Genomic DNA, 26290 nt, shown 5'->3' on the forward strand with positions numbered 1-26290 from the left:
GTAAGTCAAGCGCCTAACCGTTGGGCGCTTTTGCTGGAACGCGGAAGGCCGCAGGCCGTTTAACGCCTGCCTTCCACGAAGAAGGTGAATAGGAGAGAAAGATGGCCAACCAGAACAACCAGGGCGGCGGTCAACGTCGCGACCAGCAGGGCGGCGACCGCTCCAGCCAGGGTGGACGCCAGCAGCAGCAGGAAGACCGGCAGGGCCAGATGGGCGATGAACGCCGTCAGGACAAGTCGCCCGGCAAGCAGCAGCGCTGAAGGAACGGCGGCGGTCCAGCAGGGCTGACATCGCCGCCATCCGTCAGGACTGCACTGGAAGGGGTCGCGCGGCGGCCCCTTTCCTTATGCGAGGGGAAGAACCGTGACGTGATCGCCGGCGGCAGCCGGAGCAGAGCCGGCGGGGCGCAGGATGAGGCAGTCGGCCATCGCCATGGCCGCGGTGGCGGCGCTGTCCTGCGATGTCACGGAAACGATGCCCGCTTCCGTGCGGAACGCGCGGAGGTAATCGTCGCGTTCCCCCGTGGCGGGCAGCGGCGCGGCGAGCGTCGCCGGCGCGGTGCGGGGCAGGGGCGATGCCGCGCCCATCATATTGCGGACCAGCGGCAACAGGAACAGCGTTGCCGTCACGAAGGCCGATACCGGATTGCCCGGCAGGCCCAGGAAGACGGCGGAACCCAATGTCCCCGCCATCAACGGCTTGCCCGGACGCATGCGGATCTTCCAGAAATCGAGCGAACCCCCGGCCTGGACGAAAGCCGGGCGGACGATGTCGTGATCGCCCACCGATGCGCCGCCGGTCGAAACGATGATGTCCGCCTGGCTGGCGCGGGCAAAGGCCTCGACCAGGCCGGGGAGATCGTCCGGCACGATCCCCAGATCGATGACATCGCAGGAAAGGCCGGCGAGCAGGGCGGCCAGCATGGGCGCGTTGGAGGAGGGAAGCTGGCCGGGCTGCGTCGGCGCACCGGGGGGCACGAGTTCGTTGCCTGTCGAGAGCAGGGCGACCCGCGCCCGGCGCGATACGGGCAGCGTCCCATGCCCGCCCAGCACGGCGAGCGCGATCTGCGCCGCCCCCAATGCGCTGCCGGCCTTCAGCAAAAGGCCGTCCTTGCGGAAGTCGGAACCGGCCGGACGCACATGGCGGCCCTTCGTCAGCGCCTCCTCCAGTCCGCGCAGCATGTCCCCCTCGCGCGCGGCGTTTTCCTGAATCAGGATGCTGTCGGCGCCCTGCGGCAAGGGCGCGCCGGTGAAGATGCGGCAGGCCTGGCCGGGTTCGAGGGGCGGAGGCGGCGGGCCGCCCGCCGCGCTTTCGCCGGCGACCTGCCATGGCCCGGGCCATTCGGCGGCGCGCACGGCATAGCCGTCCATGGCGGAAAGATCGGCCCAGGGCTGATCACGCAGCGCAACGACATCTTCCTTCAGCCATCGTCCGGCGCAGGCGGGAATGGGCATATGCTCCGTCGGCAGCGGCCTTGCCAGCGCCATCAGGCGGCTCTGCGCCTCCGCGACCGGAAGCAGGCTCATGATGCCGGCCCGTCCCCAGCCGTCCAGTCGCCGGACTTGCCGCCGCTCTTGGCCAGCAGGCGCACGTCGCTGATGATCATGCCCTTGTCCAGCGCCTTGGCCATGTCATAGACCGTCAGCAACGCGACCGACGCGGCGGTCAGCGCCTCCATCTCGACGCCGGTCTGACCGGCGGTCTTCGCGGTCGCCGTCACGGTCACGCCGCTGCCGTCGAGATCGAGGTCGATGCTGACCGAACTGAGCGGAATCGGGTGGCAGAGCGGGATGAGGTCGGCGGTTCGCTTGGCCGCCATGATGCCCGCCACGCGGGCCACGGCCAGCACGTCGCCCTTCTTCACCAATCCCTGCTCGATCGCTGCTGCTGCATCGGGACTCATGCTGATGCGGCCGCTCGCGACAGCCTTGCGCGCGGTCGTCGCCTTGGCGGAAACATCGACCATATGGGCCGACCCTTCCTCGTCCAGATGGGTGAGCTTGCTCATCGCCCCGTCAGCAGCCCGCGCGTGGCGGTTTCGACATCCGCCTGCCTCATCAGGGTTTCCCCCACCAGAAAGCAGCGCACGCCATGGTCCGACATGGCGATCAGGTCGTCATGGCTGCCGATGCCGCTTTCCGCAACGAAGGTGCATCCTTCCGGAGCCTGTCCGACCAGTTCGTAGGTGCGGGCGAAATCGACCGTGAAGTCGCGCAGGTCGCGATTATTGACGCCGATCAGGCGCGAGCGGAGCTTCATCGCGCGCTCCAGTTCCTGCGCATCATGCACTTCAACCAGCGCATCCATGCCCAGGCCAAGGGCGGCGTCCTCTATCTCCGCCATCTGATTGTCGTCCAGCGCGGCGACGATGATCAGGATCGCGTCGGCGCCGAGCGACCGGCTTTCCAGCACCTGCCAGGGATCGACCATGAAATCCTTGCGCAGCACCGGCAGGGCGCAGGCCGATCGGGCCGCGACCAGATAATCGTCATGCCCCTGGAAATAGGGTTCGTCGGTCAGCACCGACAGGCAGGCCGCGCCACCCGCCGCATAGGCGCGGGCATGGGCGGGCGGATCGAAATCGGGGCGGATCAGGCCCTTGGACGGGCTGGCCTTCTTGATCTCCGCGATCAGGCCGAATCCGGAGCCGGCGGCACCGTCCAGCGCCTTGCGGAAGCCGCGTGGAGGCGTCTGGTCGGCGGCGCGGGCGTGAAGCGAGGAGATGGGCGTGGCGGCCTTGCGCCGGGCGACTTCCTCCCGCTTTACATCGCAGATTTCGATCAGCTTGTTCGTCATTTATAGGCTATCCAGCAATTGAGCAGCGCGTTGGCAAGGCCGCGGTCGATGGTTTCGGCGGCTTCCTCCACGCCTTCGCGGAAATCGGACACGGCGTCGGCCACGACAAGGGCGGCGGCGGCGTTCAGCAGCACCGCGTCACGATAAGGCCCCGCTTCGCCTTGCAACAGGGCGCGCAGGGCGGCGGCGTTATAGGCGGGGTCGCCCCCCCTGATCGCCTCGACCGGATGGGTGGACAGGCCGAGTTCGGCAGCGGTCAGGCGGCGCATCGCAACCAGCCTGCTGCCTTTCACCTCCGCCAGAGCATTGCCGCCAGCCAGCGACAGTTCGTCCAGCCCTTCGTCGCCGGAAACGATCATCGCATGATCGACGCCCAGTTCCGCAAGCGCCTCCGCATAGACGGGGACATAGTCCGGACGCGCTATGCCGACCAGTTGACGGCGCACCCCGGCCGGATTGGCGAGCGGCCCCATCAGGTTGAAGATGGTGCGTTCCCCGATCGCCCTGCGGATGGGGCCAAGCCGTTTGAGCGCGGGATGATAATTCTGCGCAAAAAGGAAACAGATGCCAAGATCGGCCAGCGTCGCTTCGGCTGTCGTGGCGGCGCGGTCCAGGTCCAGGCCGAGCGCTTCCAGCGTATCGGCTGCGCCGGCCTTGGAGGAAGCGGCGCGGTTGCCATGCTTGGCCACGGGCACGCCCGCCGCCGCGACCACCAGCGACACGGCGGTCGAAACGTTGAGGGTATGATGGCCATCGCCGCCCGTGCCGCAGACATCGATCGTGCCCACCGGCGCCGTGACTGGGATCATGCGGTGGCGCATGGCGCGGGCGGCGGCGGCGATTTCCGTTGCCGTCTCGCCACGCCGGGCCATGGCGACGAGAAAGCCGGCGATCTCCTCTTCCGGCAGGTTGGCGTCGAACAGCAGGTCGAAAGCCTTTGCGGCCTGTTGCGCGTCGAGTGGGGTGGCGGGATCGGGCAGGCGGGTCATCGACGCTGCCTTAATCATGGGAAGGCGCCGGAGTCGAGATGGGGAAGCGCGAAAGTCGTTATGCCAGCGCAATATGGTGCGCTAGGCGATGCGTTCGCAGGCGGCGAGATTTGCGGGTTTGCCGCCGCGGTCCCGCCTTCGCGTGATTTGCCGGACTGGCTGATTTGGGGGGTAATCGGACACCCCCTTATCCCTCTCCCTTGAGGGAGAGGGCTGCGCAGACTTGGCAGCTTGCTGCCTAGTCGTAGCTGGGTGAGGGGGTCGCGATCCAGGGGATAGCGCGGGTCACAGGCCCGCTCCCCTCATCCAAATCAGCCCAGGCTCCTTCATCGCCAAGGCTTCCTATCCTTCTCCCTCAAGGGAGAAGGAAGGTCCTGAATTGGCCATTTCCCCCAAATTCCGAACTTGGTCTAAGGTGAAGCCGCTTCAGGCCGCCGCGCGTTCGCGAACCGGAATGCCGGCGATCCGCATGAAGTTCGCCAGTATGTCATGACCATGTTCGGTGGCGATGCTTTCCGGGTGGAACTGGACCGAATGGATCGGCAGGTCGCGATGCCGGAAACCCATGACCGAGCCGTCCTCGCTGGTGGCGTTGACGATCAGCGTTTCGGGAATCTCCTCGACGATCAGCGAATGGTAGCGGGTGGCCGTGAAGGGCGAAGGCAGCCCCTGAAACAGGCCCGTGCCGTCATGGGTGACGGGGGAGGTCTTGCCGTGCATCAGGCCGCCGCGCACCACCTTGCCGCCGAAATGCTGGCCGATCGACTGATGGCCCAGGCACACGCCCAGCAGCGGCGCACCCGCATCGGCGCAGGCGGCCACGAGATCGAGGCTGACGCCTGCTTCATTGGGCGTGCACGGACCGGGCGACAGCAGAAATGCCTGCGCGCCGGTGGAGAGGGCCTGGCCGGCGGAAATGGCGTCGTTGCGGACAACCTCCACCTGCGCTCCCAATTCCATGAGATAATGGACGAGGTTCCAGGTGAAGCTGTCATAATTGTCGATGACGAGGATCATGCAGCGGCTTTAGCGCGGGATCGAAGCTTGGGGAAGGGCCGCATTTCCGCGGCAGCGGCGATTTGGGTGGGAAGCCGGACAGGGAGTGTCGACCCCAAGCGCATGTGCTTCCGCGAAGGCAGGGGGCAAGCATCGACTGGCGGTGGCAAATGGATTTCCCTTCATTCGCCCCTCTCGTCCCATTTGAAAGCCAAGCGGGTTTCGCCGGTCTGCACGCCGTCAGGGTCGAAGCGGCGCTCCGAAATGACGCCTTGTCCCCGCGCGTCGACGGCGACGATCGTGCTGCATCGCGTGCCATAGACGGGATTGCGGATGAAGATGGGCGAGATCATCGCCTCCGCCGGAATGTCGGAGGGCGCATCGGGGGCAATGCCGGCGTGGGGCAGGCTTTCCGCGCGGAGGGCGCCGAACAGCGTCAGAGGATCGTCGGCTCCGGCGACCAGCCAGTCGAGCAAGGCGGATTTGAGGGCGAGCGTCTTCGGCCAAGGCGCATCGAGCGTGCCGTTGGAAAGGCCATAGAGGCCAGGCGTGAGTTCCGTGCGCAGGAGGTGAGGGCGGTTGGTCAGGAACAGCGCTCGGTCCCGGTCGATCAGGATGAGATTGAACGGATTGAAATCTCCCAGCGGAGCCGTCTCGTCGCCGCTCAGAAGGTCTGTCACCAACGCGCCGCGGGACGCGCGATCGGGATCGGGCCCGCCATAGCCGCGCAGGTTGGTGACGATCGCGGCGCGCCCCTGTTCGGAAACGCCCAGCCAGGTTCCGCCGGAAAGCAGGTCCCGGCCTGCGATCAGATGGTCCGGCTGTTCCCAGCGGGCGAGCGGCGCTGCGGGGCGCGCGTGCAGTTCGTCGCGATTGCCGATGAGGATCAGTCGCCAGCGGGGATGCGCGTCCCAAGCCATTGCCATGATGCACATGCGTGTTTTCCTCCAGATCGGGAGCGGCTTGATAAACGGTCCGCGCCTCTCCATATAGGCCGGTGCCGGGTTCGCCCGGCTATGGTGATAAATCGTATCGTGCAATAGGCGCAGCGGACCCGGGGGCGGTACCCGGCGGCTCCACCACATTCCCCGTCGTTCCGGGGCGCGTGACGGGGCCGAACTAGGATCGACGTGTGTTGAAAAGCGATGCCTTCACCCGGCCTGAGTACGCCGTAAAAAGGTTCAAAACTCACAAGTGCCAACGATAACGAGGCTCTTGCTCTTGCTGCGTAATTGATGGCCTCACGGCCGGACATTACTCAAAAAGAACGCGGTTGAACCCACCGGGCAACAGAAGGGAATTCAGCGGCCGCCGGAGGGGCCGGGCAACAGAACCCTCCGGACCTTCCCTCACAATTCCACTTTTTCCAGTCGGCTGATCGCGGGATCGCTGGCCCCCTGCGCGGCTGCTCGCGAATCGGTGAAGTCCGGAACGACTTCATTCGATTACACTTTTATGACAGTTAAAAGAAAAAGATATAAGATGTTGAATATAGGGCGATAAAAATCCTTTTTTGTGGATGCTCCAGCCCTTGCTCCCATGTCATCAAAGTGAAATACTTACAGCTATTATAGAAGGTTTTTTCAGGAGAAATGGGATGAAGAAGGTGCCTGCGATACTGGCTTTTGGGCTGGCGGCGATGGCGCCCGCCACGGCCTTCGCAGCTCCAGAGGAGGTCGTCGTCGTTGGCGTGCCTGACGGTCGTCTCGCCGCCGGTGCGCTGGTCGCGGGGGATTATGGCCGGGCAGCCCGTCGGTTGAACGTTGTCCGTCCCGATGCGGCGAATGATCCGGCCCGTCTCATCAATTTGGGCAATGCCTATGCCGGAATGGGCCGAATGGAGGCGGCTCATGAGGCTTACAAGGCAGCCCGTTTCGCCCCGGACACTCCGTTGGTTACGGCAGACGGCAATGAGGCATCCTCGCGAGAGATCGCGCGCCGTGCGCTCGGCCGGCTGAACGCGCAATATGCCATGCGCTGAAACTAGGCGTCTGGCGTAAGCCCTGGGTGCAGGGAGAGGGGGCGTCGTTCGTTACCGGACGGCGCCCCTGCTGCGTCTGCTGTCATCGGAATGAAAGAATTTTCTTCAAACTGTCATTTAGTTGACGCCATTTCGTCACAGAATCAAAATGAGCCTGTCATCTGACGCGCCTAGCTGCCGCCCCGGAGGGCGACAGGGGGCGTTGTCCGATTCGAGTTCCCCTTGACGCTCCGCATTCCATCACATGCCGGCAAAGCCGGAAGCGGAGACGACATGGCCAAGTTCAATCGACTTCAAACCATCCTGATGGCAGGCTGCGCCTGCGCGGCGCTCAGCGCGTGCGGCGCCGATGATGTCGCTTCGCCCGGCGAAGGCACCATCGTGCTGCCGACCCCGACGCCCAGCCCGACGCCTACGCCGACTCCGACCCCCACGCCCACGGCCGTGACGCCGGCTTCGAGCTGCCCGGCCATTTCGGGTTCCGATCAGTTGACCGACCTCGGTACGATCACCGACGGCAGCAACACATGGCGGAACTGCGCTTTCCCGGCGCGCTTCAACAGCTCGACAGCCATTACGAAGGTGGCGGGGGTGATTTACTCCATGCCCGGCCGCGTCGATGTCGGTACCGACCAGGGCGCCGCGAGCACGAACACCGTGGTGACGCTGACGATCGATCCGGGCGTGGTAATCTTTGCCGGAACGGGTAACACCTTCCTGGCGGTCAACCGCGGCAACAAGATCAACGCCGTGGGCACGGCGGCGCAGCCGATCGTGTTCACCAGCCGTGAAAATGTGCTGGGCACGGCAAACGACCAGTCATCCGGCCAGTGGGGCGGCGTCGTGCTGCTCGGTCGTGCGAAGATCACGGATTGCTCGGTGGCGCCGAATGCTGCGCCCGGCACGACGGCCTGCGAACGCGACACCGAGGGTGCGAGCGGCGCGCTTTATGGCGGCGCCAACGACGCCGACAATTCGGGCCGGATGAGCTATGTCCAGATCCGCTATTCGGGCTTCGTCCTGTCGGGTTCCAGCGAGCTTCAGGGCTTGACCCCCTCCGGCGTCGGCACCGGCACGCAGCTTGACCATATCCAAGTCCACAACAGCTCCGACGACGGCATCGAGATATTCGGCGGCAGCGTCCACCCACGCTACCTGGTTCTGACCGGGAACGAGGACGACAATCTGGACACCGACGTCGGCTATCGCGGCACGGTGCAGTTTCTGCTGAGCATCCAGCGCGAAGGAAATAATATCGGTGACAGCTTCCTCGAAACCGACTCTAACGGTTCGACGACGGGCACCAGCTTCTCCGAGGATGCGCTGCCCCGCCAGTATCTGAAGGTGGCCAACTTCACCGCGATCAACCGCTCGACCACAGGCAGCAACGGTTCGGCCATGCTGCTGCGCGGCGGCGCCGACCTGACGCTGGTGAATGGCCTGGTCGTCAGCCCGACCCAGACCTGCCTCCGCATCGACGGTGCGTCGACGGTGCGTGACGCCGATACCGCCCTGCAGGACGCCGGCAAGCCGCGTTACATCTCCGTCGCGATGCAGTGCCTGCCCGCCACCCCCTACAAGGGCAATAACGGCGTGACCGCCGCGGTCGTACAGTCGATCTTCGAGGCGGGTCCGAGCAGCACCATCACCTATACTCCCTCGCTGAGCAGCCTGTTCATCAATGGCGCGACCGAAACGGCGCTGACCGCGACGGACCCCAAGACCATCGACAGCGCCTTCACCACCACCAACTATGTCGGCGCGGTCAAGGACAGCAACGATAGCTGGTATGCCGGCTGGACCTGCAACTCGGTGACAGCGAACTTCGGCAGCAGCTCCAAGAACTGCACCGCGATCCCAACGACCTGATCGGTGACCTGACCTCAACAGGGGCGGGGGAGCGGCATCAGGCGCTTCCCCGCCTTCTTTGCAAAGACTTTTCCCAAGGGGGACATAAGCCATGTCGAAGCCGCTCAGCCTGGCGCGCCTGCTTCTGATTTCAACCGCTCTGTCCGCTCCGGCGGCGATGGCGCAAAATGCTCCGCGAGCCAGCCGGCCAGCGACTTCCGGCACGCCGACCGCATCGGAAGAGGCGGACGCCCAGTCGGGCAATGTCGACGTTTCCATTCCCGGTTCCGACATCATCGTCACCGGCCGCAGGACCAGCAACGTCTCGCAGGCCGCGCCGCAGGTGGTGAACGTGCTGTCCGCCGCCGACATCAAGCGCACGGGTGAGGGCGACATCGCCGGATCGTTGCAGCGCGTGACCGGCCTGTCGGTCGTGTCCGGCGGCTATGTCTATGTGCGCGGCCTTGGCGACCGCTATTCGCTGGCGCTGCTCAACGGTTCGCCGCTGCCCAGCCCCGAGCCGCTGAAGCGCGTCGTCCCGCTCGACATTTTCCCCACCAGCGTGATCGCATCGACCTTGGTTCAAAAAAGCTATTCGGCCAATTTTCCCGGGGAGTTCGGCGGCGGTGTGATCAACCTCACCACCAAGGCGATTCCGGTAGAAAGCTATCTGGAAATCACTCTCGGCAGTTCCGCGAATACCGAGACGTCGGGCCAGTTGGGCTACACTCATTATGGCAGCAAGTCCGACTGGACCGGTTTCGACGACGGCACGCGCGATGTTCCCCCGGCGCTGAAGCAGGCAATCGGCGGCGGCACGGCCTTCTCCAACATTCCCCGCGCCGACCTGCGCGCCATCGCCATGCAGTTCCAGAATGCCGATACCTCGCTCCTTCAGCGGACGAACAGCCTGCCGTTCAACTTTTCCGCCTCGCTGAATGGCGGCACCTCCTTGGATGTCGGCGGTGACGGTCGCCTGGGCATCATCGCCACGGCGTCCTACAGCAATAAATGGCGCACCCGCGACACGTTGCAGCAGGCGGCTCTGGACGTGGCGCGCGGCGCCGGGCGCAACAACCGGCAGGTCAGCACCGAAAATGAGGTGACGGTCAACGGCCTGCTGGGCTTCGGTCTGGAACTGGGCGATCAGAAGCTGCGCTGGACCAATCTCTACATCCGCGACACGCTGAAGCGCAGCGCGCTGGCGATCGGTCAGAATGACGGGCTGATCCAGGGCGCAGACTATATGACACAGCAGACCGGTTGGTACGAGCGCCAGTTGATCGACACCCAATTGGTGGGTGAGTTCAAGTTCAGCGATGCATTGAGCCTGGACATCCGCGGCGGCTATGCCAATTCACAGCGTGAAGCGCCCTATGAGCGTGAGTTCGTCTATGTCCGAACCAATCGCGACCTGGGAACCGATCCGGTGGGCGACCGCTTCATCAACGCGCTGAACCGCCAGCGCGGCGACGCCTCCATCACCTTCAGCGACCTCAACGAGGATCTGTGGTCGGCGGGCTGGGACCTGAGCTATAAATTCTCGCCGGCCCTGACGACAACCATCGGCTATGCCTTCACCGATACAAAGCGCAGCTCCTCCCGCTATGAACTGCATTTCGATGCGACCAACCTGCCGCTGGGTGCGCAGCAGATGCGGCCCGACTATCTGCTGTCGGATGCGGCGATCCAGCTTTACGACATCAGCCTGCTCGAATTCTCCGGCAATTACCCGGTCTATGACGCCGCGCTCAGAACCCATGCCGGCTATGCGCAGGTAAAGGCGGAACTGTTCCCCGGCCTTTCGTTCGACGCGGGCGTTCGCTTCGAAAAGGGGCGGCAGTCGGTGACAGGCGTCGACGTCTATTCGACCGGCATCACGCCGTTCAACCAGATCCGCAAGGAATATTGGCTGCCCGCCGCCACCATCACCCTGGAAGCGGCCAAGGGCCTGCAGTTCCGCCTGAGCGGATCGAAGACGGTGGCGCGCCCGCAATTCCGCGAGTTGATCGCGCAGCCCTTTCTCGACCCGGAATCCAATCGCTTCTATCGCGGCAACCCTTTCCTTCAGGACAGCGAACTGTGGAATGCCGACCTTCGCACCGAATGGTATATGGGTCGAGACGAGCGGCTGACGGCAGCGGCCTTCTACAAGAAGATCGAGAATCCGATCGAGACCTTCACCACCATCACCGATACCTATTCGGTGACGACCAGCTTCGCCAATGCGCCGGAAGCCAAGCTCTATGGTTTCGAGGTCGAGGCGCAGAAATATCTTCCGCTCGAGGGCCTCTCCAACTCGCCCTTCTTTCAGAGCAGGCGCGTGGTGCTGATCGGCAACTACACCTATACCCAGTCGGAACTGAAGGTGGGGGCGGACGATACCACCATCCCCTACAGCTATACGACGGGGCCGCTGCCGCTGGCTTCGGACTATTTTCAGAACGGCGTGCCGCTGACCGGCCAGTCGGACCATCTGGTGAACTTCCAGATCGGATTGGAGGATACCGACAGGCTCTCGCAGCAGACCCTGCTCCTCACCTATGCCAGCCCGCGCGTGACCAGCCGCGGTCCGAACCTTCAGCCGGACATCAAGGAAAAGCCGGGCCTGACTCTCGACTTCGTGGCACGCCAGGCGGTGAAGCTGCCGGGTGGGATCAACAGCGAGTTCAAATTCGAGGCGCGTAACCTTACCGGCCGGAAATTCCAGGAGTTTCAGGAACTGGACGGCACCAAGATATTCTACAACCGGTACAAGATCGGCACGACCATAGCCGCATCGCTGACCGTCGCCTTCTGAAGGGCCTTCCTCCGGACCCTGCTGGAGGAAAGGAACGGCCGATCCGCATCCAATGGATCGGCCGTCATGCCTGTGGCAGGATTGGCCCGGATGGCGGGTTCATGATAAAGGCTGCGCTCCATCAGCCTTGCCATGGCCAAACAAGTGCGCGGAGGCGGCGCATGAATCGGGAAGTCGAACTGAAGCTGGAACTGGCGCCCGATGCGGCGGATGCTTTCGGGCGACTGGATTGGTTCCCGGCGGACAGCGACGTGGCGACATTGCGCTCCATCTATTTCGACACGGCGCAGCGGGATCTGGCGGGCCGGGGGATCAGCCTGCGTATTCGCCGGGCGAACGGCCAGCGGGTGCAGACGGTCAAGGCCGATGGAGAGGGCGGCGCGGGGCTGTTCGCGCGGGCGGAATGGGAAATGCCGGTCGCGGACGATGCGCCAGTGCTGGATGCCCGGACGCCGATAGCCGAGCTGCTGGGGCAGGGGGTGCATGGCATCCAGCCTGTCTTCCATGCCGAAGTCGAGCGGCGCAGATGGATCGTGCGGCAGGATGATGCCCTGATCGAACTGGTGCTGGACCGGGGGCAGGTGAGCGCCGGGGACCGGCAGGCCGCGATCTGCGAAGTCGAACTGGAACTGAAATCCGGCTCACCGGGCGCCCTGTTCCTCCTCGCGCGGCGGATCGACGCCGAAATGCCGGTCCGTCCCGGCGTGCTGACGAAGGCGGAGCGAGGATACCGGCTGCGCGACCGGCTTGCCGCCTTCGTCAAGGCGGAACCGGTGGCGCTCGACCCGTCGATGCGGGCGGAGGAGGCATTGTCGCGGATCGCGGGAAGCTGCCTGCGGCACTATCGGCTGAACGAGGCGCTGCTGCTGGATCATTATGATCCAGGGGCGCTGCACCAGGCACGGGTGGCGATCCGCCGGTTACGCTCGGCCCTTTCGCTGTTCAGGCCCATGCTGGCTCCTGCGGATGTGGAGCGCTTCCAGGGCGAGCTCAAATGGCTGGCGGCTATGCTGGGCGAGGCGCGCAATCTGGATGTGCTGGCCGAACGGGTCGAGACGGAGGAACTGCGCGAGCGATGGGATGCGGTTCGGGGCGAGGTGCATGGCCGCGTGCAGGAATGGCTGCGCTCGGCCCGGGTTCGGATGCTGCTGATCGATCTTGTCGAATGGCTGACCCTGGGCGCGGGGCTTGGCGGGGGCAAGGCGCTGGCGATGCGGGACGAGCCGGCGGCGGACTTTGCCGCGCGGCGCTTGCGGCGGCTGCGCAGGCGGATCGCGAAGGAGGGCAGGGGGCTTGCCGGATTGAGCGACGAAGCGCGCCATGAGGTGCGCAAGGATGCCAAGAAACTGCGCTACGCCTCCGAATTCTTCGCCGGGCTGTTCGAGGGCAGGAAGGCGCGGCGGCGGCGGGGCAAATTCATCGCCGCGCTGGAACAGGTGCAGTCGGAACTGGGCGCATTGAATGATCTGGTCGCCGCGCCGGGGTTGCTGGCGCATTATGGGCTGGGGGGAGAGGAAGCCAGGCTGCGTCCGAAGCGGAAGCGGAAACGGAAATTATTGGGCGCCGCGGCCCGCGCCCATGAGGATTTGCTGGAGGCCCCTCGCTTCTGGCGGTGAGGGTATTTGCGGCGATGGATGGAGAGCGGATGGTCTGAGCGCCCCTCCATGAAGCATGTCGCGCTTGATGGGCTGCCAATGGTCATTCGCGACCCACCCCCGATCACCCCCACGGCCGTTCGCGATACCATTTGGTGATGACATGCTTGACGCCGCTGCGTACCTTCATGCCGTGGTGGATGCTGGCGGGATTATAGGCCCCCGGACCCAGCCGGTTGTTCCACGCCAGCAGCTTGCCGGTTTCGGGCTGTACCGTCTTGCCGATCTTGACGAAGCGGGTCGCGCCGCCCGCCGCCGGTTCGTTCAGATAGACCATCAGCGTCCATGTGCGGTTCCCGGAAACCGCACAGAAGCGTTCGAAATCAGGGCCCTTGGGTTCGAAATAGTCGGTATGCGCCTTGAATTCCTGACCGACGGAATAGCGCTGCCCCTGAATGGGTTCGCCATGGGCGGGATCGATGCCGGCGAAGGCGGCGAGCTTCGCGTCGATCCTCGCCACAAGCGGGTCGGAAGCGTCCAGGTCGCATGTCTCGCTGGTGCGGAAATATCCGTCGCCATTCGCGTCCGCGATGGTGGAGGGGCGGCGGTGGGCGTCGATCCGTTCTATTAGGCCGGCACATTCCTTCGCCGACAGGAAATGGCGCTGGATGAACAGAACCAGGTCGCGGCTGGGCACGCGCTGGATGCGGGGGTGGGATGCGATCCAGGCAGGATCGGCATCGGGCGCGGCGGGAGGGAGGCTATCGGCCATCGGCAGGGTCCAGGAAGCGGAAATCCGGCCTTTTGCTATCGCTGGCCGCGCGAAATGCAAGCGCTGTCGCTTCGGCCGTTGCGATTGTCATCAAAGCGTCACAATAGTGTCATCCGGTAGTAAAACCAATTTTCTAGCAGGCGCCGATATCAAGGGGGATGAACGACGCGCATGCGTGTGGCTTTCAGCGAGAATATCCGGAACATGGGCGGACGGTTGCGGCCGATCGACTGGTTGTCGGCGGTCGAGAAGCTGTTGCTGGGCCTGCTGGCGCTGCAATGCGCGGCGCTCGTCTGGACGGTGCTGACGCCCGTCGGCAGTTTCGGCCCCTGGGAAGGGAGGCAGGCCCGCTTCCTTTCCATCGCGGAACGGCAGGCGCTGTTTTCCAGCTTCGATCCCTTTTATCGCGGCGGCCCGCAACAGGCGGGCGGCGGCGTCGTGACCTCCCTGGCGCTGACCGTTTACGGCATCCGCCTGAACGAAGGGTCCGGACTGGGCTCCGCGATCGTGGCGGGGCCGGATGGGGTGCAGAACAGCTTTGCCGTGGGTGAGGAGATCATGCCCGGCGTGGTGTTGAAGGCGGTCGCCTTCGACCATATCACCATCGACCGCGGCGGGGCGGAGGAGCAGGTGTTTCTCGACCAGTCGCAGCCCGCGCCGACGGCCATGCCGGATGGTGGAACGCCCGCAGGTTCGCCGCCTTCGCCGCCTTCGCCAGTGGCGGGAACGGACAATCCGACCGCCGACATGCTGAAACGCGACGTCGGCTACACCCCCCGGATGCAGAATGGGCGCGTGACCGGCCTCATCCTGACGGCCAGGGGGCCCGGCTTCCAGCAGGCCGGCTTCCAGCCCGGCGACATCGTCACCCAGGTCGACGGCCAGCCCATCGGATCGGTGAGCGATCTTCAGGCGCTGCAGGGCAGGATCATGCCCGGCGCGCGCATTTCCCTGACGGTGGAGCGCGGCGCGGCCATGTCCTCCGTCAACCTGACACTGCAAGGCCAATGACCAGAAAACTGCTTCTTTCCGCCGCCATGGCCCTCGCGCTGGCGGCTCCCATCGCATCGCCGGTCATGGCGCAGCAGACGCTGAACGTGCGCGACGCCGACATCCGCGCCTTCATCCAGGATGCGGCGCGGGTGACCGGGCGGACCTTCATCATCGACAACCGCGTGGCCGGAAAGGTGTCCGTGGTGACCGACCGGCCGCTGTCGCGATCCGAATATTTCGAGATTTTCCTGTCGACGCTGCGGGCGAACGGGCTGGTGGCGGTGCCGGCGCCGGGCGGCGCCTATCGCATCCAGCCGGCGGACGGCGCGGCGGGCCAGCCCAGCGCCGTGGGCCGCGCGGCCAATCGCAACCAGTTCGTGACGGAGGTGTTCCGCCTGCGCTCCATCGACGCGGCGAGCGCGCTGGAAACGCTGCGGCCGCTGGTCAGCAAGGATGGCTCCGTGACGGCGAACCGGGCCGGGAACAGCGTGGTCGTGGCGGACTATGCCGACAATATCGGGCGCATCCGGCAGGTGATCGCGCGGATCGACCGGGATACGGCCTCGACCACCACGGTCGTGCTGAAAAATGCCGGGGCGCGGGAGATCGCGACGTCCCTGCAGGCGCTGGTGACGACGGGCGGGGAAGGGGCGGCGAAGCCCGCAACCATCGTGCCCATCGACAGCAGCAATGCCGTCGCGATCCGTGGCGATGCCGGGACGGTGGCGCGGCTGGCGCAGATGGCGCGCGACCTCGACCGGCAGGCCGCGAGCGGGACCGAGATCCGCGTCTACTGGCTGGAACATGCCGATGCCGAAAAGCTGCTGCCGGTGTTGCAGCAACTGGTGGGGCAGGCGACCGCTTCGCCCGTGACCGCCTCCACCCCCGCGGCGGGAACCGCGCCCTCCGCGGCGCCAGCCGCCGCTTCAACCGCGGTGGCGGGGCCGGGCAGCTCGGGCGGCAACGGGATTTCGTCGCGCGGGCCCGCCATCGTGACCCGCTATGAGGGCGCCAATGCGATCATCGTCGCGGCCAACAGCGACGTGCAGCGGATGCTGGGCGAGACGATCCGCCAGATCGACACAAGGCGCGAACAGGTGCTGGTGGAGGCGATCATCGTCGAGATCAGCGACGCCGCCGCCAAGAAGCTGGGCGTGCAATTCCTGATCGGCAGCACCAAGACGGGTTTTGCCGCGACCAATTATTCCAATGCTTCACCCAATATCTTGACGTTGGCAGGCGCGATCGCCGCCGATCGGCTGGGCGAGACGACGACGACCGTCGTGGCGCCGGACGGCACCCGAACGGAGACGAGGACGCGGGAAAATGGCGACCTTGCCAATACGCTGCAACAGGCGGCGGTCGACAGCCTGATGAACGCGACCGGCGGCTTCGGCGGGGTGGCGACGTCGCTCGGGCGGAACGGGATTTTCGGAGCGATCATCAATGCTGTCAAATCCGATACCGACAGCAACATCCTGTCCACGCCTTCTGTGATGACGCTGGACAATCAGAAGGCGTCGATACTGGTCGGCCAGCAGGTGCCGGTGACCACGGGCGAGGCGCTGAGCCAGAATTTCGACAACCAGTTCCGCACCGTCCAGCGGCAGGATGTCGGCATCAAGCTGGAGGTGAAGCCCCAGATCAACACTGGCGGCGCGATCAAGCTGTTCCTGAAGCAGGAGGTGTCCAGCGTCGCCGGGCCGGTGTCGAACAACAACAGCGACCTCATCATCAACAAGCGTGAGATCGAGACGACCGTGACGGTCGACGATGGCGAGATATTGGCGCTGGGCGGCCTGCTGGACGACAATGAGCGCAAGACGATAGAGCGTATTCCGCTGCTGTCCGACATTCCCGGCATCGGCGAACTGTTCAAGTCGCGCAGCAAGAGCCGGACCAAGACCAACCTCATGGTCTTCATCCGCCCCACCATATTGCGTTCGAAGGAAGATGCGCAGAAGCTGACGCAGCAGCGCTACGGCTATATCCGCGGCATGCAGTTGCAGCGCAACCCGGAACAGGAGCCGGGCATAGACGAGCTGGTGCGCGACTATATGGGCGCGATGCCTCCCTCCGCCGCGCCGCAGCCGGGCGACGCCGTGGTGCAGCCGCCCGCCGAGATCATCGAACCGACCGCCCGCCAGTCGAGCGGGGTGGTGCGGCCCGTGGACATCCCGGAAAGCGAGCAACCGAAATGATCGGGAAGCGGGCTTCCTCTCCGTTCGGGCTGAGCTTGTCGAAGCCCTTCGCTTTTCTTCCTTTCAGGAAAGGACTGGGCTTCGACAAGCTCAGTCCGAACGGAGGTTAGGGTGCAGGAAGCCGCTTCTGCTTCTGGCGATATCCCCCCGCATATCGCGCCGCGCGCCGTCGACATACCCTATGTCTTCGCGCGAAAGCACGGCGTGGTCATGCTGCCGCCGGATGGAGAGCGGCTGACCATCGCCGTTCGCGAAGGCAGCGATCCGCGCGTCCTGCTGGAGGTGCGGCGGCATCTGGCGCGCAGCTTCGACGTGCGTTTCGTCGATGCCGCGCAGTTCGACCGGCATCTGTCGGATCATTATGCGATGGAGGGCAGCGCCGCCGCCATGGCGGGATCGCTCGATGTCGGGGCGGACGAGCTGGACATCCTCGCCGCCGACATTCCGACCGCCGACGATCTGCTCGACAGCGCCGATGACGCACCCGCCATCCGCCTCATCAACGGCATCATTGCCGAAGCGGCGCGGCAGGGCGTGTCGGACATCCATATCGAACCCTATGAGACCGGGCTGATCGTGCGGATGCGCGTCGACGGCGTGCTGCGGGAGACGCTGCGCATGCCGCCCCATGTCGCGCCGGTCGTCGTCAGCCGCATCAAGGTGATGGCCCGCCTCGACATAGCCGAGCGGCGCGTGCCGCAGGACGGGCGGATCGGGCTGACGCTGGGCGGGAAACTGCTCGACGTGCGCGTTTCCACCCTGCCGAGCCGGGCGGGAGAGCGGGTGGTGCTGCGCATTCTCGACAAGGAGAATGCGGGCATGAACCTCGACCTGCTGGGCATGGCCGGGGCGGCGGACCGGATTTTCCGGGAGGGGTTGCAGGAACCCAATGGCATCATCCTCGTCACCGGGCCGACAGGGTCGGGCAAGACGACGACGCTCTATGCGGGCCTCAGGCAGCTCAACGACGGCACGCGCAACATCCTGACGGTCGAGGACCCTGTCGAATATGCGATCGAGGGCGTCGGCCAGACGCAGGTGAATGCGAAGGTGGGCCTGACCTTCGCGGCCGGCCTGCGCGCCATCCTGCGTCAGGACCCCGATGTGGTGATGGTGGGCGAAATCCGTGACCGGGAGACTGCCGAAATCGCCGTGCAGGCGTCCCTGACGGGGCATCTGGTGCTGTCCACCGTCCACACCAATGACGCGGTGGGTGCGATCACGCGGATGCGCGACATGCGGGTGGAACCGTTCCTGCTCGCCTCCACCCTGCGCGCCGTGATCGCGCAGCGGCTGGTGCGGCGGCTCTGCCAGCATTGCCGGGAGCCGGTGCAGGCGGACAAGTCGGCCAGCGCCCTGCTGGGCTTCGATCCGGGCACGATCATCTATCGGGCGCGGGGATGCGAGTCATGCAACGGCACCGGCTACAAGGGCCGCATCGGCGTGTTCGAGGCGATCCGGGTGGACGATACGATCCGGCGGCTGATCAATGACGGCGGCGATGAATCGCTGATCGCGCGCCATGCTTTCCTGAACGCGCCCAATCTGGGTTCGGCGGCGCGTGCGCTGGTGCGCGACGGCCAGACGACGGCGGAAGAAGCGATCCGCGTGTCGCGGCGCGACGCGGGCGAGGTGGAAACCATCACCGATGGCTGAGTTCGACTATATCGCCATCGACCCCGCCGGGCGTGAGCGCAAGGGCGCGATCAAGGCTGAAACGGTCGAGGATGCGCGGGCGAAGCTGGACTCGCGCAAGCTGTTCATCGTGCGGATCGAGCCGGGCGCGGTGGAAAAGGCGCGCAGGCGGGCAGGGTTGTCGTTCGGCGCGCCGCGCCTTTCGGCCAAGGAACTGACGCTGTTCACCCGGCAGTTGTCGACGCTGATCCAGGTCAGTCCGCTGGAGGAATCGCTCCGCACCATCGGGCGGCAGAGCGAGCAGGCGCATGTGCAGGCGATTGTCGGCAAGGTGCATTCGGGCGTGCTGGAGGGGCGGCGGCTGGCCGACGCCCTGGGCGCCGAGCCGAGGAGCTTTCCGCCGCTCTACCGCGCGATGATTTCAGCGGGCGAGAGTTCCGGCAGCCTGCCCACGATCATGGAGCGCCTGTCCGACCTCATGGAGCGGCAGGCGGTGATCCGGTCGAAAGTGCTGACCGCCATCGCCTATCCTTCCGTGCTTGCCGCCTTTGCGGTGTGCGTGGTCGCGGCGCTGATGATCTTCGTCGTGCCCAAGGTGGTGGAGCAGTTCGATACGGTGGGCCAGCAACTGCCGCTGCTCACCCGCATGGTGATGGGTATTTCCGCCTTTCTGGCGGGCTATTGGTGGCTTCTGGCGATCCTGCTGGGGGTGGCTGGCTTCGGCTTCTGGCGGGCGCTGAAGGTCGAAAGCTTCCGCTATCGCTTCGATGCGATGCTGCTGCGCCTGCCATTGCTGGGGCGGCTGATCCGCGACCTGCATGCGGCGCGGATGGCGCGCACCCTGTCGACCATGGTGGCGAGCCGCCTGCCGCTGATGGAGGGCTTGTCGCTTACCGCCCAGACGGTGCACAACCGGGTGCTGCGGCAGGCTTCGGAGGAGATCGTGGAGGCCATTCGCGGCGGCGGCAGCCTGTCGGCGGCGCTGCGGCGGGCGGGCGTGTTTCCGCCTTTGCTCGTCTATCTGGCGGCCAGCGGGGAGAGCGCGGGGCGGCTGGACACCATGCTGGAGAGGGCGGCGGACTATCTGGAGCGGGAATTCGACAGCTTCACCTCTGCCGCGCTCGCCATGCTGGAGCCGGTCATCATCATCGCCATGGGCGGCATCGTCGCCGTCATCATCCTGTCCATCCTGCTGCCCATCCTGCAATTGCAGAGCCTTACCGGGGCCTGAGGAGTGTTTATGCGCAAGATCCTTTCTTTCCGTCATTCCCGTGAAGGCGGGAATCCATCGCCTGAACGTTCCCCCTGGCGTTTCTTGTGGGAGATGGATTGGCTGCGCCGAACTGGCGTTTCCCGCCTTTGCGGGAATGACGTCAGGAGAGGGGAAGGAGAGAACGGCTTCGGGTCTCCGAGCCGCTCCGCCGAACACGGCTTCAGGTCTTTGAGACGTTCCGCCGAACACGGCTTCACGCCCGTGAGGCGTTCCGCCGAACACGGCTTCACGCTGGTCGAACTGATGGTCGTGATCGTCATCATCGGCCTGCTTGCCACCATCGTGGCGATCAACGTCATCCCGGCGACGGATACCGCGCGGGTGGAGAAGGCGAAGGCCGACATCGCCACCATCGAACAGGCGCTGGAACAATATCGGCTCGACAATCTGGCCTATCCGTCCGCGACCGATGGGTTGCAGGCGCTGATCAACCCGCCGGCCGCGCTCGCCCAGCCGCAGCGTTACCGGCGCGGGGGGTATATCAAGAAGCTGCCGAACGATCCCTGGGGCCGGCCATACCGCTATGCGGTGCCGGGGCGGAAGGGCGCGTTCGACATCAGTTCGCTGGGAGCGGACGGGCAGCCGGGTGGCGACAATGAAAATGCCGACATCTATTCCAGCGAGCTTTGATCGCCGGCGGCACGGCTCCGGATCTTTGAGGCGTTCCGCCGAACACGGCTTCGAGTCTTTGAGGCGTTCCGCCGAACACGGCTTCAGGTCTTTTAGACGTTCCGCCGAACACGGCTTCACGTTGATCGAGCTGATGGTCGTGCTGACGATCATCAGCTTCATTTCGGCCGCAGTGGTGTTGGCGATCCCCGACCCTCGCGGCCGGGTGATCGAGGATGCCGATCGCTTCGCCGCTCGCCTTGCCGCGGCGCGCGACGAAGCGGTCGTTACCGCGCGGCCCATGGGTGTATGGGTATCGGCCTCGGGCTATGGCTTTCAACGCCGCGATGGCGGGCAATGGGTGGGGCTGGAGGACAAGCCCTTCGCCACCGCCAACTGGAAGGCCGGGACGCGGGCGCTGGTCGGGAAGGACGGACGGCAGCAGATCGGCTTCGACGGCACGGGACTTCCGACCGATCCCATGACGGTGATCCTTGCCCGCGAGGGAGAGCGGGTCTCGATTTCGGTCGATATGGCTGGAAAGGTCGTTGTCGGTGGGTAGGACGCGCCGCATACGGTCACGCTGCCGCAAGGCGCGTGGGGAGGAGCAAGGCTTCACCCTGCTCGAAATGCTCGTCGCGCTCGCGGTCTTCAGCCTGGCCGCCCTGGCGCTCGTCCGCCTGCAAGGGGTGACTCTGCACACCGCCGCCGACCTCGACAGCAAGGCGATGGGTCAGATCGTCGCGCGCAACCTGATGGTGGAGGTGCAGACCGATCCCGCGCCGCCTTCGCTCGGCAGTGAAGAAGGCGATGTCGACAATGGCGGGCGGCGCTGGCACTGGACGCGGCAGGTCAAGGCGACCGATGACAAGCGCCTGCTGCAAGTCGATCTTGCCGTCGACGGCCAGGCGGGCTCCTCCCCCGTGGTGCTGAGCTTCGTGCGGGTGGTGCAATGAGGCAGGCAGGTTCCATCGGACACGGCATAGGGTCCGTGAGGCATTCCGCCGAACACGGCTTCGGGTCTCTGAGACGTTCCGCCGAACACGGCTTCGAGTCTCTGAGACATTCCGCCGAACACGGCTTCACGCTGATCGAACTGCTCGTCGCCCTGATGATCTTCGCCATGCTGGCGGCGGCGGGGGTGCTGCTGCTGGGCAATAGCGTATCGGCAGAGGCGCAGATCAAGCTGCGGCTGGACGACATGGCGGCGGTGCAGCGGGCGAGCGGGGCGCTGGCGGCCGATCTGGGGCAGGCGGTGCCGCGCATCAGCCGCACGGAGGCAGGCACGCTGGCGCCCGCCTTCTGGTCGCATCGCGAGGGGGAGAGCCAGCCCATCCTCCAGTTCGTGCGCGGCGGCTGGGACAATCTGGGCGATCTGCCGCGGCCGTCGCTCCAGAAGGTCGAATATTGGGTGCGGCAGGGGCGGCTGGAACGGCGCACCTATGCGCAGGTCGACGGCGCGGCGGGCGACGAGCCGGCCGCGCTGCTCACCGGGGTCGGCGACGTCGCGTTGCGCTTCCGCGACTCCAGCGGCGACTGGCGCGACGAATGGGTGCCGACCCAGCCCGACCTGATGCCCCGTGCCGTGGAGATGACGGTGACGCGAACCGGCGAGCCGCCGGTGACGCTGCGTTTCCTGGTGGGGCCGGGTCCGGCGGAAAAGCAGGAAGGGGTGCCAGCCAATGGTTGACCCACGCAAGCCGGGAGAGCGCGGCGCGGCGCTGTTGACCGTGCTGCTGCTGGTGGCGGTGATGGCGGTGGTCGCTTCCACCGCGCTGGAGCGGCTGGCGCTGGCCACGCGGATGACCGGCAATGGCGGCGCGGTCGATCAGGCGCGCGCCTTTGCCGATGCCGGCACGGAGATCGCCCGGATGCGCATAGGCGATCTGGTTGCGGCCAATCCGGGCAAGACGACGCTGGCCGGCAACTGGATGGGCACGCCGCAGGCCATATCCGTGCCGGGCGGGGTCGCCACGGCGCGGGTGACGGACGGGGGCAATTGCTTCAACCTCAACAGCGTGGTCGCGGGCGAGACCGAGGCTGATCTGAAGGTGCGCCCGGTAGGCGTATCGCAGTTCCAGGCGCTGTTGCAGGCGCTGGGCGTCGACGCGCGGCAGGCGCAGGTGGCGGCGGCGTCGCTGGCGGACTGGATCGACACGGACGGCGTGCCGCAGCCCGGCGGCGCGGAGGACGAGACCTATGCGCGGGCGCCGCGGCCCTATCGCACGGCCAACCGTTTCATGGTCGATCCCAGCGAATTGCGGGCGGTCAACGGGGTGACGCCGGCCATTTACGGGCTGGTGCGGCCATGGGTATGCGCCCTGCCGACCGCCGATCTGTCGCCCATCAACATCAATACGCTGCTGCCCGATCAGGCGCCGCTTTTCGCCATGCTGATGCAGGGGCAGCTGAGCGTCGCGCAGGCGCGGCAATTGCTGGCGCAGCGGCCGGTGGATGGCTACGGCAGCACGGTGGAATTCTGGCGCGCCCCGTCGCTGGCGGGGCTCAGCCCGCTGGAAGAGGCGGCACAGCAGGTCAGGTTGACGACGGGATTTTTCGGAGTGGAAGTGTCGGTGGATGTCGGGGGAACGCAGGTGGTCGAACGGGCGCTGATCGATGCGCGGCAAAGTCCGGCCAAGCTGATACGCCGCAATTGGGGGACCGGCGCGTGAGCGAGGGATTGATCGTCGCCCTGCCGGAACGGCCGGGCGCGGAGCCGCTGTGGATGCGGGTGGCGAACGGCGCCGTGGTGCAGAAAGGGGCTGGGACGAACTGGCTCGCGGCTTGCGGCCTCACGGCGCTGCCCGGGGATATGACGGTGATGCTGGTGCCTCCGGCGGCGCTGGTGACGCTGCACCGGGGCGCCTATCCCGATCTGCCTGCCCGGCAGGGAAGGGCGGCGGCGCGGCTTGCGGCCATGGCGGGCGGGATCGTGCCCGCGGACCAGCTTTTCGCCGCAGCCGACGACAATGACGATCCGGCGCGGCCGCATTGCGTCGCCGTGACTGCGAGGGCCGACATGCAGCACTGGCTGCTCTGGGCGCAGCATCATGGGCTTGATCCGGACATCATCGTGCCTGCCCCGCTGCTGCTGCCCGAACCGCAGGAGGGGTTCGAGCGTGCTCTGGTCGGCGGCGAAGCGGTGCTGCGCGGGAGCGACCTGGCGCTGGCGGGCGACCTGGCCCTGCCGGAACTGATCGGCGATGCCGCAGTGCGCGACGTTCCCGCGGACCAGATCGAAGCGCGGGCGATTGCCGCGCTGGACCGGCCGCCGCTCGACTTGCGGCAGGGCGACTTCGCCAAGCGGGTGCGGCGGTCCTTCGATAAACGGACGATGGCGCGCATCGCGGTCTGGAGCGGGCTGATCCTGCTGGTCAGCCTGTCCATCGCGCTGGTCGGCCTTGCCAAGCAGCATTTCGCGGCGAACGCGCTGGACGCGGAAAGCCTGGCCCTGGCGCGGCAGGTGGTGCCGGGGGCGAACGACGTCCTCCAGGCGGAGGCGGAAATGGACCGTCAACTCGCTGCGCGCGGGGCGGGCGGCTATGCCTTCACCGCGCCGGTTTCGGGCCTGTTGAGCGCGATGCAGGATGTGCCCGGCGTGTCGCTGACGGCTTTGTCGCGCGATCCGGACGGGATGATCCGCGCCACGCTGGCGGCGGCGAAGGGGGATGACATCAACAGCGTGCTGCTGGCCTTGCAGGCGGCGGGCTTCGCCATCACGGCGACGCCTTCGCAGGACCCCGGCGGGCGGATGCTCGCGGACATAACGGTGCGGTCATGATGGGACGGTTGCAGGCATTATGGGGCGAACGGAGTCCCCGCGAACAGTGGATGCTGGGCGTGATGTTCGCGCTGCTGGCGGTGGTGATCCTGTGGCTGGGCGTGGTGCGGCCGCTCGACGCTGCACAGCGTTCGGCCCGCGACAGGTTGCGGGAGGCGACCGATCGCAATGCCGCCATCCGCGCCAAGGTGAAGCTGCTGAAGTCGCTGCCGCGCACGGCGGCGACAGTCGACGCGGGCGTGCCGTTGGACCAGTTCATCGGCCAGAGCGCTGGCGAGGCGGGGCTGACGCTGGAACGCGCGCAGGCGCAGGGCGCCGACCGGGTCGACATGGCCATTGCCTCGGTGCGGCCGGTCGCGTTGTTGTCATGGCTCTCCGTCCTGGAGGCAGAGGGCGTCCGGATCGAAACGATAAGCGCGCGGCCGGCTGCGACCGCAGGCAGCGTCGCGGTGCAGGCCGTGCTGGTGCGGGGCGGGCAATGATGGGGCTCAGCCTTTCGCGGCGGGTGCGCATCGCGCTCATCGCTGTGTTCGCATTGGGATTCCTCATTTTCCTGCCGATGCGCGTCGCGCTCGGCATGGCGGGTCTGGAGCGGCTGGGCGTGGCGGCGCGGGAGGTGCGCGGCACGGTGTGGAGCGGCGGGATCGACCGGGTGATGCTGGGCACGGTGTCGCTGGGATCGGTCCATGCGGGCCTGTCGCCCGTGTCGCTGCTGGTCGGACGGGCGCGGTTCGACGTCTGGCGCCGCAATGGCGCAGCGGACGATCTGAGCGGCGCGCTGACGGTCGGTTTCGGACGCATGGGGATCGACGATGTGACGGGCGCGGTGCCGCTGGGCCGGACCTTCGCGCCGCTGCCGGTAGGCAGCTTCGTCATGGACGATGTGTCGGCCTGGTTCTCCGGCGACCGCTGCGGCCATGCCGAGGGACGGGTCCGTGCGCAGATGGCGGGGCAGTTTCCCGGACTGAACCTGTCGCAGGGCCTTTCGGGCGTGGCCAGTTGTGACGGCGAAGCGCTGCTGTTGCCGCTGGTCAGCCAGTCGGGGCTGGAAAAGGTCAATCTGCGCATCTGGCGATCGGGCCGCTATCAGGCGGAAATGCGGGTGGAAACCGCAGACGCGACGCTGGGCGAGGCGTTGGCCAAGGCAGGCTTTGCCGATGCCGGGCGCGCGCGGGTGCTGAAGATCGAAGGGACGCTGTGATTGAGGTCTTCCCCGCCCTGCTGGGCGCGACAGCCGGAGCCATAGCCGGGAGTTTCCTCGCCACGATCGTCCTGCGCTGGCCGCAGGGGCGCAGCGTGCTGCGCGGCCGGTCGGCCTGTGACGGCTGCGGGCGGATTCTCAGCGTCTTCGATCTCGTGCCGATGGCAAGCGCGCTGGCGCAGCGAGGGCGGTGCCGGACCTGCGGCGCGCCCATCGATCCGCTGCATGGGCGGGTGGAGGCGGGATGCGCGATCATCGGCGCGCTCGCCCTGGGTTTTTCGCCCGATCCGGGCGGGGCGGGATGGGCTCTGCTGGGCTGGCTGCTCCTGACGCTGGCGGTGCTCGACCGGCGGCATTTCTGGCTGCCCGACGCGCTGACCCTGCCATTGGCGTTCCTGGGCTTCACCCTTGGTCCCTGGACGACCGACGCTACGCTGGCGGATCGGGCGATCGGCGCGCTGGCCGGCTATCTGACGCTGCTGCTGGTCGCGCTCGGCTATCGGCGCTTCCGGAGGCGCGACGGGCTGGGTCTGGGCGATGCCAAGCTGCTGGGTGCGCTCGGCGCCTGGTTCGGCTGGCAGGCCTTGCCCTTCATCCTGCTGCTGGCGGCGAGCGTGGGACTGCTGGCGGTCCTCGCGGCCATGGCGACGGGCGGGAGGGTGGACGGCACGACGCGTGTGCCGCTGGGGACTTTCCTCGCCCTGGCCGCGGTGCCGGGATGGTGGCTTGCAACCGTCCTTGCCAGTGCAGGCGGATGACCCGGCCAGAGAAATTTCACGATGCTGTGAAACCCCGTTGACCCATAAGCCCGCTCTGCTTA

At 66.3% G+C, this 26290-nt stretch carries 25 protein-coding genes and 1 other RNA gene; 19 read left to right on the plus strand and 7 right to left on the minus strand.

The genetic code is table 11. From position 1 onward, the window contains the following. Nucleotides 1–101 precede the first annotated feature (101 nt). A complete protein-coding gene (locus TZ53_RS27185) occupies nucleotides 102–260 on the plus strand; it encodes a hypothetical protein (protein ID WP_165363390.1) in 159 nt (52 codons plus the stop codon). Between the two features lie 84 nt (nucleotides 261–344). On the opposite strand, the gene TZ53_RS15190 is transcribed toward TZ53_RS27185, so the two are convergent. From TZ53_RS15190 to TZ53_RS15215, 6 genes are all read right to left on the minus strand, one after another. Further along, the gene (locus TZ53_RS15190; RefSeq protein WP_044661823.1) at nucleotides 345–1526 is read right to left on the minus strand and encodes a molybdopterin molybdotransferase MoeA; all 1182 of its coding nucleotides are present in this window, start codon (nucleotides 1524–1526) and stop codon (nucleotides 345–347) included. Next, on the minus strand, nucleotides 1523–2008 hold the full coding sequence (gene moaC, locus TZ53_RS15195) for a cyclic pyranopterin monophosphate synthase MoaC (RefSeq protein WP_025549266.1): 486 nt from the start codon (nucleotides 2006–2008) through the stop codon (nucleotides 1523–1525). Before moaC ends, TZ53_RS15190 begins: the two co-directional genes overlap by 4 nt. Beyond that, nucleotides 2005–2796: an indole-3-glycerol phosphate synthase TrpC gene (gene trpC / locus TZ53_RS15200; protein WP_044661824.1), complete on the minus strand. Its 792-nt coding sequence runs from the start codon at nucleotides 2794–2796 to the stop codon at nucleotides 2005–2007. Before trpC ends, moaC begins: the two co-directional genes overlap by 4 nt. Then, nucleotides 2793–3785 carry an anthranilate phosphoribosyltransferase gene (trpD, locus tag TZ53_RS15205; RefSeq protein ID WP_044661825.1) on the minus strand — a complete coding sequence of 331 codons (993 nt, stop codon included), beginning with the start codon at nucleotides 3783–3785 and terminating at the stop codon, nucleotides 2793–2795. The genes trpC and trpD overlap by 4 nt, the downstream gene beginning before the upstream one ends. Nucleotides 3786–4211: 426 nt before the next feature. Beyond that, complete coding sequence (locus TZ53_RS15210) at nucleotides 4212–4802, minus strand: anthranilate synthase component II (RefSeq protein ID WP_044661826.1); 591 nt, start codon at nucleotides 4800–4802, stop codon at nucleotides 4212–4214. Nucleotides 4803–4963: 161 nt separating this feature from the next. Further along, nucleotides 4964–5716 carry an NRDE family protein gene (locus TZ53_RS15215; RefSeq protein ID WP_025551083.1) on the minus strand — a complete coding sequence of 251 codons (753 nt, stop codon included), beginning with the start codon at nucleotides 5714–5716 and terminating at the stop codon, nucleotides 4964–4966. 24 nt (nucleotides 5717–5740) lie between these two features. On the opposite strand from TZ53_RS15215, the gene ssrA reads away from it, so the two are divergent. The 5 genes from ssrA (at nucleotide 5741) to TZ53_RS15235 (ending at nucleotide 13026) form a co-directional block, all read left to right on the plus strand. Then, nucleotides 5741–6085: a transfer-messenger RNA gene (gene ssrA, locus TZ53_RS26195) on the plus strand. A gap of 293 nt (nucleotides 6086–6378) precedes the next feature. Then, complete coding sequence (locus tag TZ53_RS15220; RefSeq protein WP_044661827.1) at nucleotides 6379–6762, plus strand: hypothetical protein; 384 nt, start codon at nucleotides 6379–6381, stop codon at nucleotides 6760–6762. A 273-nt stretch (nucleotides 6763–7035) separates the two neighbouring features. Further along, the gene (locus tag TZ53_RS15225) at nucleotides 7036–8631 is read left to right on the plus strand and encodes a hypothetical protein (RefSeq protein ID WP_044661828.1); all 1596 of its coding nucleotides are present in this window, start codon (nucleotides 7036–7038) and stop codon (nucleotides 8629–8631) included. A 91-nt stretch (nucleotides 8632–8722) separates the two neighbouring features. Beyond that, nucleotides 8723–11410 carry a TonB-dependent receptor domain-containing protein gene (locus tag TZ53_RS15230; protein WP_044661829.1) on the plus strand — a complete coding sequence of 896 codons (2688 nt, stop codon included), beginning with the start codon at nucleotides 8723–8725 and terminating at the stop codon, nucleotides 11408–11410. A 161-nt stretch (nucleotides 11411–11571) separates the two neighbouring features. Next, nucleotides 11572–13026 carry a CYTH and CHAD domain-containing protein gene (locus tag TZ53_RS15235; protein WP_044661830.1) on the plus strand — a complete coding sequence of 485 codons (1455 nt, stop codon included), beginning with the start codon at nucleotides 11572–11574 and terminating at the stop codon, nucleotides 13024–13026. A 103-nt stretch (nucleotides 13027–13129) separates the two neighbouring features. Here TZ53_RS15235 and TZ53_RS15240 read toward each other — a convergent pair whose 3' ends face one another. Beyond that, a complete protein-coding gene (locus TZ53_RS15240; protein WP_371873107.1) occupies nucleotides 13130–13777 on the minus strand; it encodes a prolyl hydroxylase family protein in 648 nt (215 codons plus the stop codon). A gap of 171 nt (nucleotides 13778–13948) precedes the next feature. On the opposite strand from TZ53_RS15240, the gene TZ53_RS15245 reads away from it, so the two are divergent. From TZ53_RS15245 to TZ53_RS15305, 13 genes are all read left to right on the plus strand, one after another. Further along, nucleotides 13949–14788 carry a type II secretion system protein N gene (locus tag TZ53_RS15245; RefSeq protein WP_044661831.1) on the plus strand — a complete coding sequence of 280 codons (840 nt, stop codon included), beginning with the start codon at nucleotides 13949–13951 and terminating at the stop codon, nucleotides 14786–14788. Then, nucleotides 14785–16971, plus strand: a complete 2187-nt coding sequence (gene gspD, locus TZ53_RS15250) for a type II secretion system secretin GspD (RefSeq protein WP_044661832.1) — start codon at nucleotides 14785–14787, stop codon at nucleotides 16969–16971. The genes TZ53_RS15245 and gspD overlap by 4 nt, the downstream gene beginning before the upstream one ends. A gap of 111 nt (nucleotides 16972–17082) precedes the next feature. Next, nucleotides 17083–18627 (plus strand): type II secretion system ATPase GspE, encoded by a 1545-nt coding sequence (gene gspE, locus TZ53_RS15255; RefSeq protein ID WP_272481264.1) that lies wholly within the window; start codon nucleotides 17083–17085, stop codon nucleotides 18625–18627. After that, nucleotides 18620–19837: a type II secretion system inner membrane protein GspF gene (gene gspF / locus TZ53_RS15260; RefSeq protein WP_025551095.1), complete on the plus strand. Its 1218-nt coding sequence runs from the start codon at nucleotides 18620–18622 to the stop codon at nucleotides 19835–19837. Before gspE ends, gspF begins: the two co-directional genes overlap by 8 nt. 93 nt (nucleotides 19838–19930) lie before the next feature. Next, nucleotides 19931–20509: a type II secretion system major pseudopilin GspG gene (gene gspG, locus TZ53_RS15265; protein ID WP_371873106.1), complete on the plus strand. Its 579-nt coding sequence runs from the start codon at nucleotides 19931–19933 to the stop codon at nucleotides 20507–20509. Continuing rightward, nucleotides 20481–21050, plus strand: coding sequence for a GspH/FimT family pseudopilin (locus TZ53_RS15270; protein WP_083199099.1), 570 nt, complete (start codon nucleotides 20481–20483; stop codon nucleotides 21048–21050). The genes gspG and TZ53_RS15270 overlap by 29 nt, the downstream gene beginning before the upstream one ends. Before the next feature lie 67 nt (nucleotides 21051–21117). After that, nucleotides 21118–21444: a type II secretion system minor pseudopilin GspI gene (gene gspI / locus TZ53_RS15275; protein ID WP_025552309.1), complete on the plus strand. Its 327-nt coding sequence runs from the start codon at nucleotides 21118–21120 to the stop codon at nucleotides 21442–21444. A gap of 68 nt (nucleotides 21445–21512) precedes the next feature. Continuing rightward, complete coding sequence (gene gspJ / locus TZ53_RS15280) at nucleotides 21513–22178, plus strand: type II secretion system minor pseudopilin GspJ (protein WP_044663078.1); 666 nt, start codon at nucleotides 21513–21515, stop codon at nucleotides 22176–22178. Then, the gene (gene gspK, locus TZ53_RS15285) at nucleotides 22171–23160 is read left to right on the plus strand and encodes a type II secretion system minor pseudopilin GspK (RefSeq protein ID WP_025550188.1); all 990 of its coding nucleotides are present in this window, start codon (nucleotides 22171–22173) and stop codon (nucleotides 23158–23160) included. Before gspJ ends, gspK begins: the two co-directional genes overlap by 8 nt. Beyond that, nucleotides 23157–24269 (plus strand): type II secretion system protein GspL, encoded by a 1113-nt coding sequence (gspL, locus tag TZ53_RS15290; protein WP_044663079.1) that lies wholly within the window; start codon nucleotides 23157–23159, stop codon nucleotides 24267–24269. The genes gspK and gspL overlap by 4 nt, the downstream gene beginning before the upstream one ends. Continuing rightward, nucleotides 24266–24751: a type II secretion system protein GspM gene (gspM, locus tag TZ53_RS15295; RefSeq protein WP_044661834.1), complete on the plus strand. Its 486-nt coding sequence runs from the start codon at nucleotides 24266–24268 to the stop codon at nucleotides 24749–24751. Before gspL ends, gspM begins: the two co-directional genes overlap by 4 nt. Beyond that, on the plus strand, nucleotides 24748–25470 hold the full coding sequence (gene gspN / locus TZ53_RS15300) for a type II secretion system protein N (protein ID WP_044661835.1): 723 nt from the start codon (nucleotides 24748–24750) through the stop codon (nucleotides 25468–25470). Before gspM ends, gspN begins: the two co-directional genes overlap by 4 nt. Then, nucleotides 25467–26228, plus strand: a complete 762-nt coding sequence (locus tag TZ53_RS15305) for a prepilin peptidase (protein ID WP_044661836.1) — start codon at nucleotides 25467–25469, stop codon at nucleotides 26226–26228. The genes gspN and TZ53_RS15305 overlap by 4 nt, the downstream gene beginning before the upstream one ends. Nucleotides 26229–26290 lie beyond the last annotated feature (62 nt).

It is taken from the genome of Sphingobium sp. YBL2, from assembly GCF_000943805.1.
Lineage (GTDB): Bacteria > Pseudomonadota > Alphaproteobacteria > Sphingomonadales > Sphingomonadaceae > Sphingobium > Sphingobium fuliginis.

Excerpts from the sequence above, each read along its gene's own strand:
- gspG (WP_371873106.1), top strand. The coding sequence starts at position 19,931 with ATGGATTGGCTGCGCCGAACTGGCGTTTCCCGCCTTTGCGGGAATGAC.
- TZ53_RS15210 (WP_044661826.1), bottom strand. The coding sequence starts at position 4,802 with ATGATCCTCGTCATCGACAATTATGACAGCTTCACCTGGAACCTCGTC.
- gspN (WP_044661835.1), top strand. The coding sequence starts at position 24,748 with ATGATGGGGCTCAGCCTTTCGCGGCGGGTGCGCATCGCGCTCATCGCT.
- gspM (WP_044661834.1), top strand. The coding sequence starts at position 24,266 with ATGATGGGACGGTTGCAGGCATTATGGGGCGAACGGAGTCCCCGCGAA.
- TZ53_RS15235 (WP_044661830.1), top strand. The coding sequence starts at position 11,572 with ATGAATCGGGAAGTCGAACTGAAGCTGGAACTGGCGCCCGATGCGGCG.
- TZ53_RS15270 (WP_083199099.1), top strand. The coding sequence starts at position 20,481 with ATGCCGACATCTATTCCAGCGAGCTTTGATCGCCGGCGGCACGGCTCC.
- TZ53_RS15245 (WP_044661831.1), top strand. The coding sequence starts at position 13,949 with ATGCGTGTGGCTTTCAGCGAGAATATCCGGAACATGGGCGGACGGTTG.
- trpC (WP_044661824.1), bottom strand. The coding sequence starts at position 2,796 with ATGACGAACAAGCTGATCGAAATCTGCGATGTAAAGCGGGAGGAAGTC.
- gspI (WP_025552309.1), top strand. The coding sequence starts at position 21,118 with ATGCTCGTCGCGCTCGCGGTCTTCAGCCTGGCCGCCCTGGCGCTCGTC.
- trpD (WP_044661825.1), bottom strand. The coding sequence starts at position 3,785 with ATGACCCGCCTGCCCGATCCCGCCACCCCACTCGACGCGCAACAGGCC.
- TZ53_RS15225 (WP_044661828.1), top strand. The coding sequence starts at position 7,036 with ATGGCCAAGTTCAATCGACTTCAAACCATCCTGATGGCAGGCTGCGCC.
- TZ53_RS15230 (WP_044661829.1), top strand. The coding sequence starts at position 8,723 with ATGTCGAAGCCGCTCAGCCTGGCGCGCCTGCTTCTGATTTCAACCGCT.
- gspD (WP_044661832.1), top strand. The coding sequence starts at position 14,785 with ATGACCAGAAAACTGCTTCTTTCCGCCGCCATGGCCCTCGCGCTGGCG.
- TZ53_RS15190 (WP_044661823.1), bottom strand. The coding sequence starts at position 1,526 with ATGAGCCTGCTTCCGGTCGCGGAGGCGCAGAGCCGCCTGATGGCGCTG.
- gspK (WP_025550188.1), top strand. The coding sequence starts at position 22,171 with ATGGTTGACCCACGCAAGCCGGGAGAGCGCGGCGCGGCGCTGTTGACC.
- TZ53_RS15220 (WP_044661827.1), top strand. The coding sequence starts at position 6,379 with ATGAAGAAGGTGCCTGCGATACTGGCTTTTGGGCTGGCGGCGATGGCG.
- gspF (WP_025551095.1), top strand. The coding sequence starts at position 18,620 with ATGGCTGAGTTCGACTATATCGCCATCGACCCCGCCGGGCGTGAGCGC.
- TZ53_RS27185 (WP_165363390.1), top strand. The coding sequence starts at position 102 with ATGGCCAACCAGAACAACCAGGGCGGCGGTCAACGTCGCGACCAGCAG.
- moaC (WP_025549266.1), bottom strand. The coding sequence starts at position 2,008 with ATGAGCAAGCTCACCCATCTGGACGAGGAAGGGTCGGCCCATATGGTC.
- TZ53_RS15240 (WP_371873107.1), bottom strand. The coding sequence starts at position 13,777 with ATGGCCGATAGCCTCCCTCCCGCCGCGCCCGATGCCGATCCTGCCTGG.
- TZ53_RS15215 (WP_025551083.1), bottom strand. The coding sequence starts at position 5,716 with ATGTGCATCATGGCAATGGCTTGGGACGCGCATCCCCGCTGGCGACTG.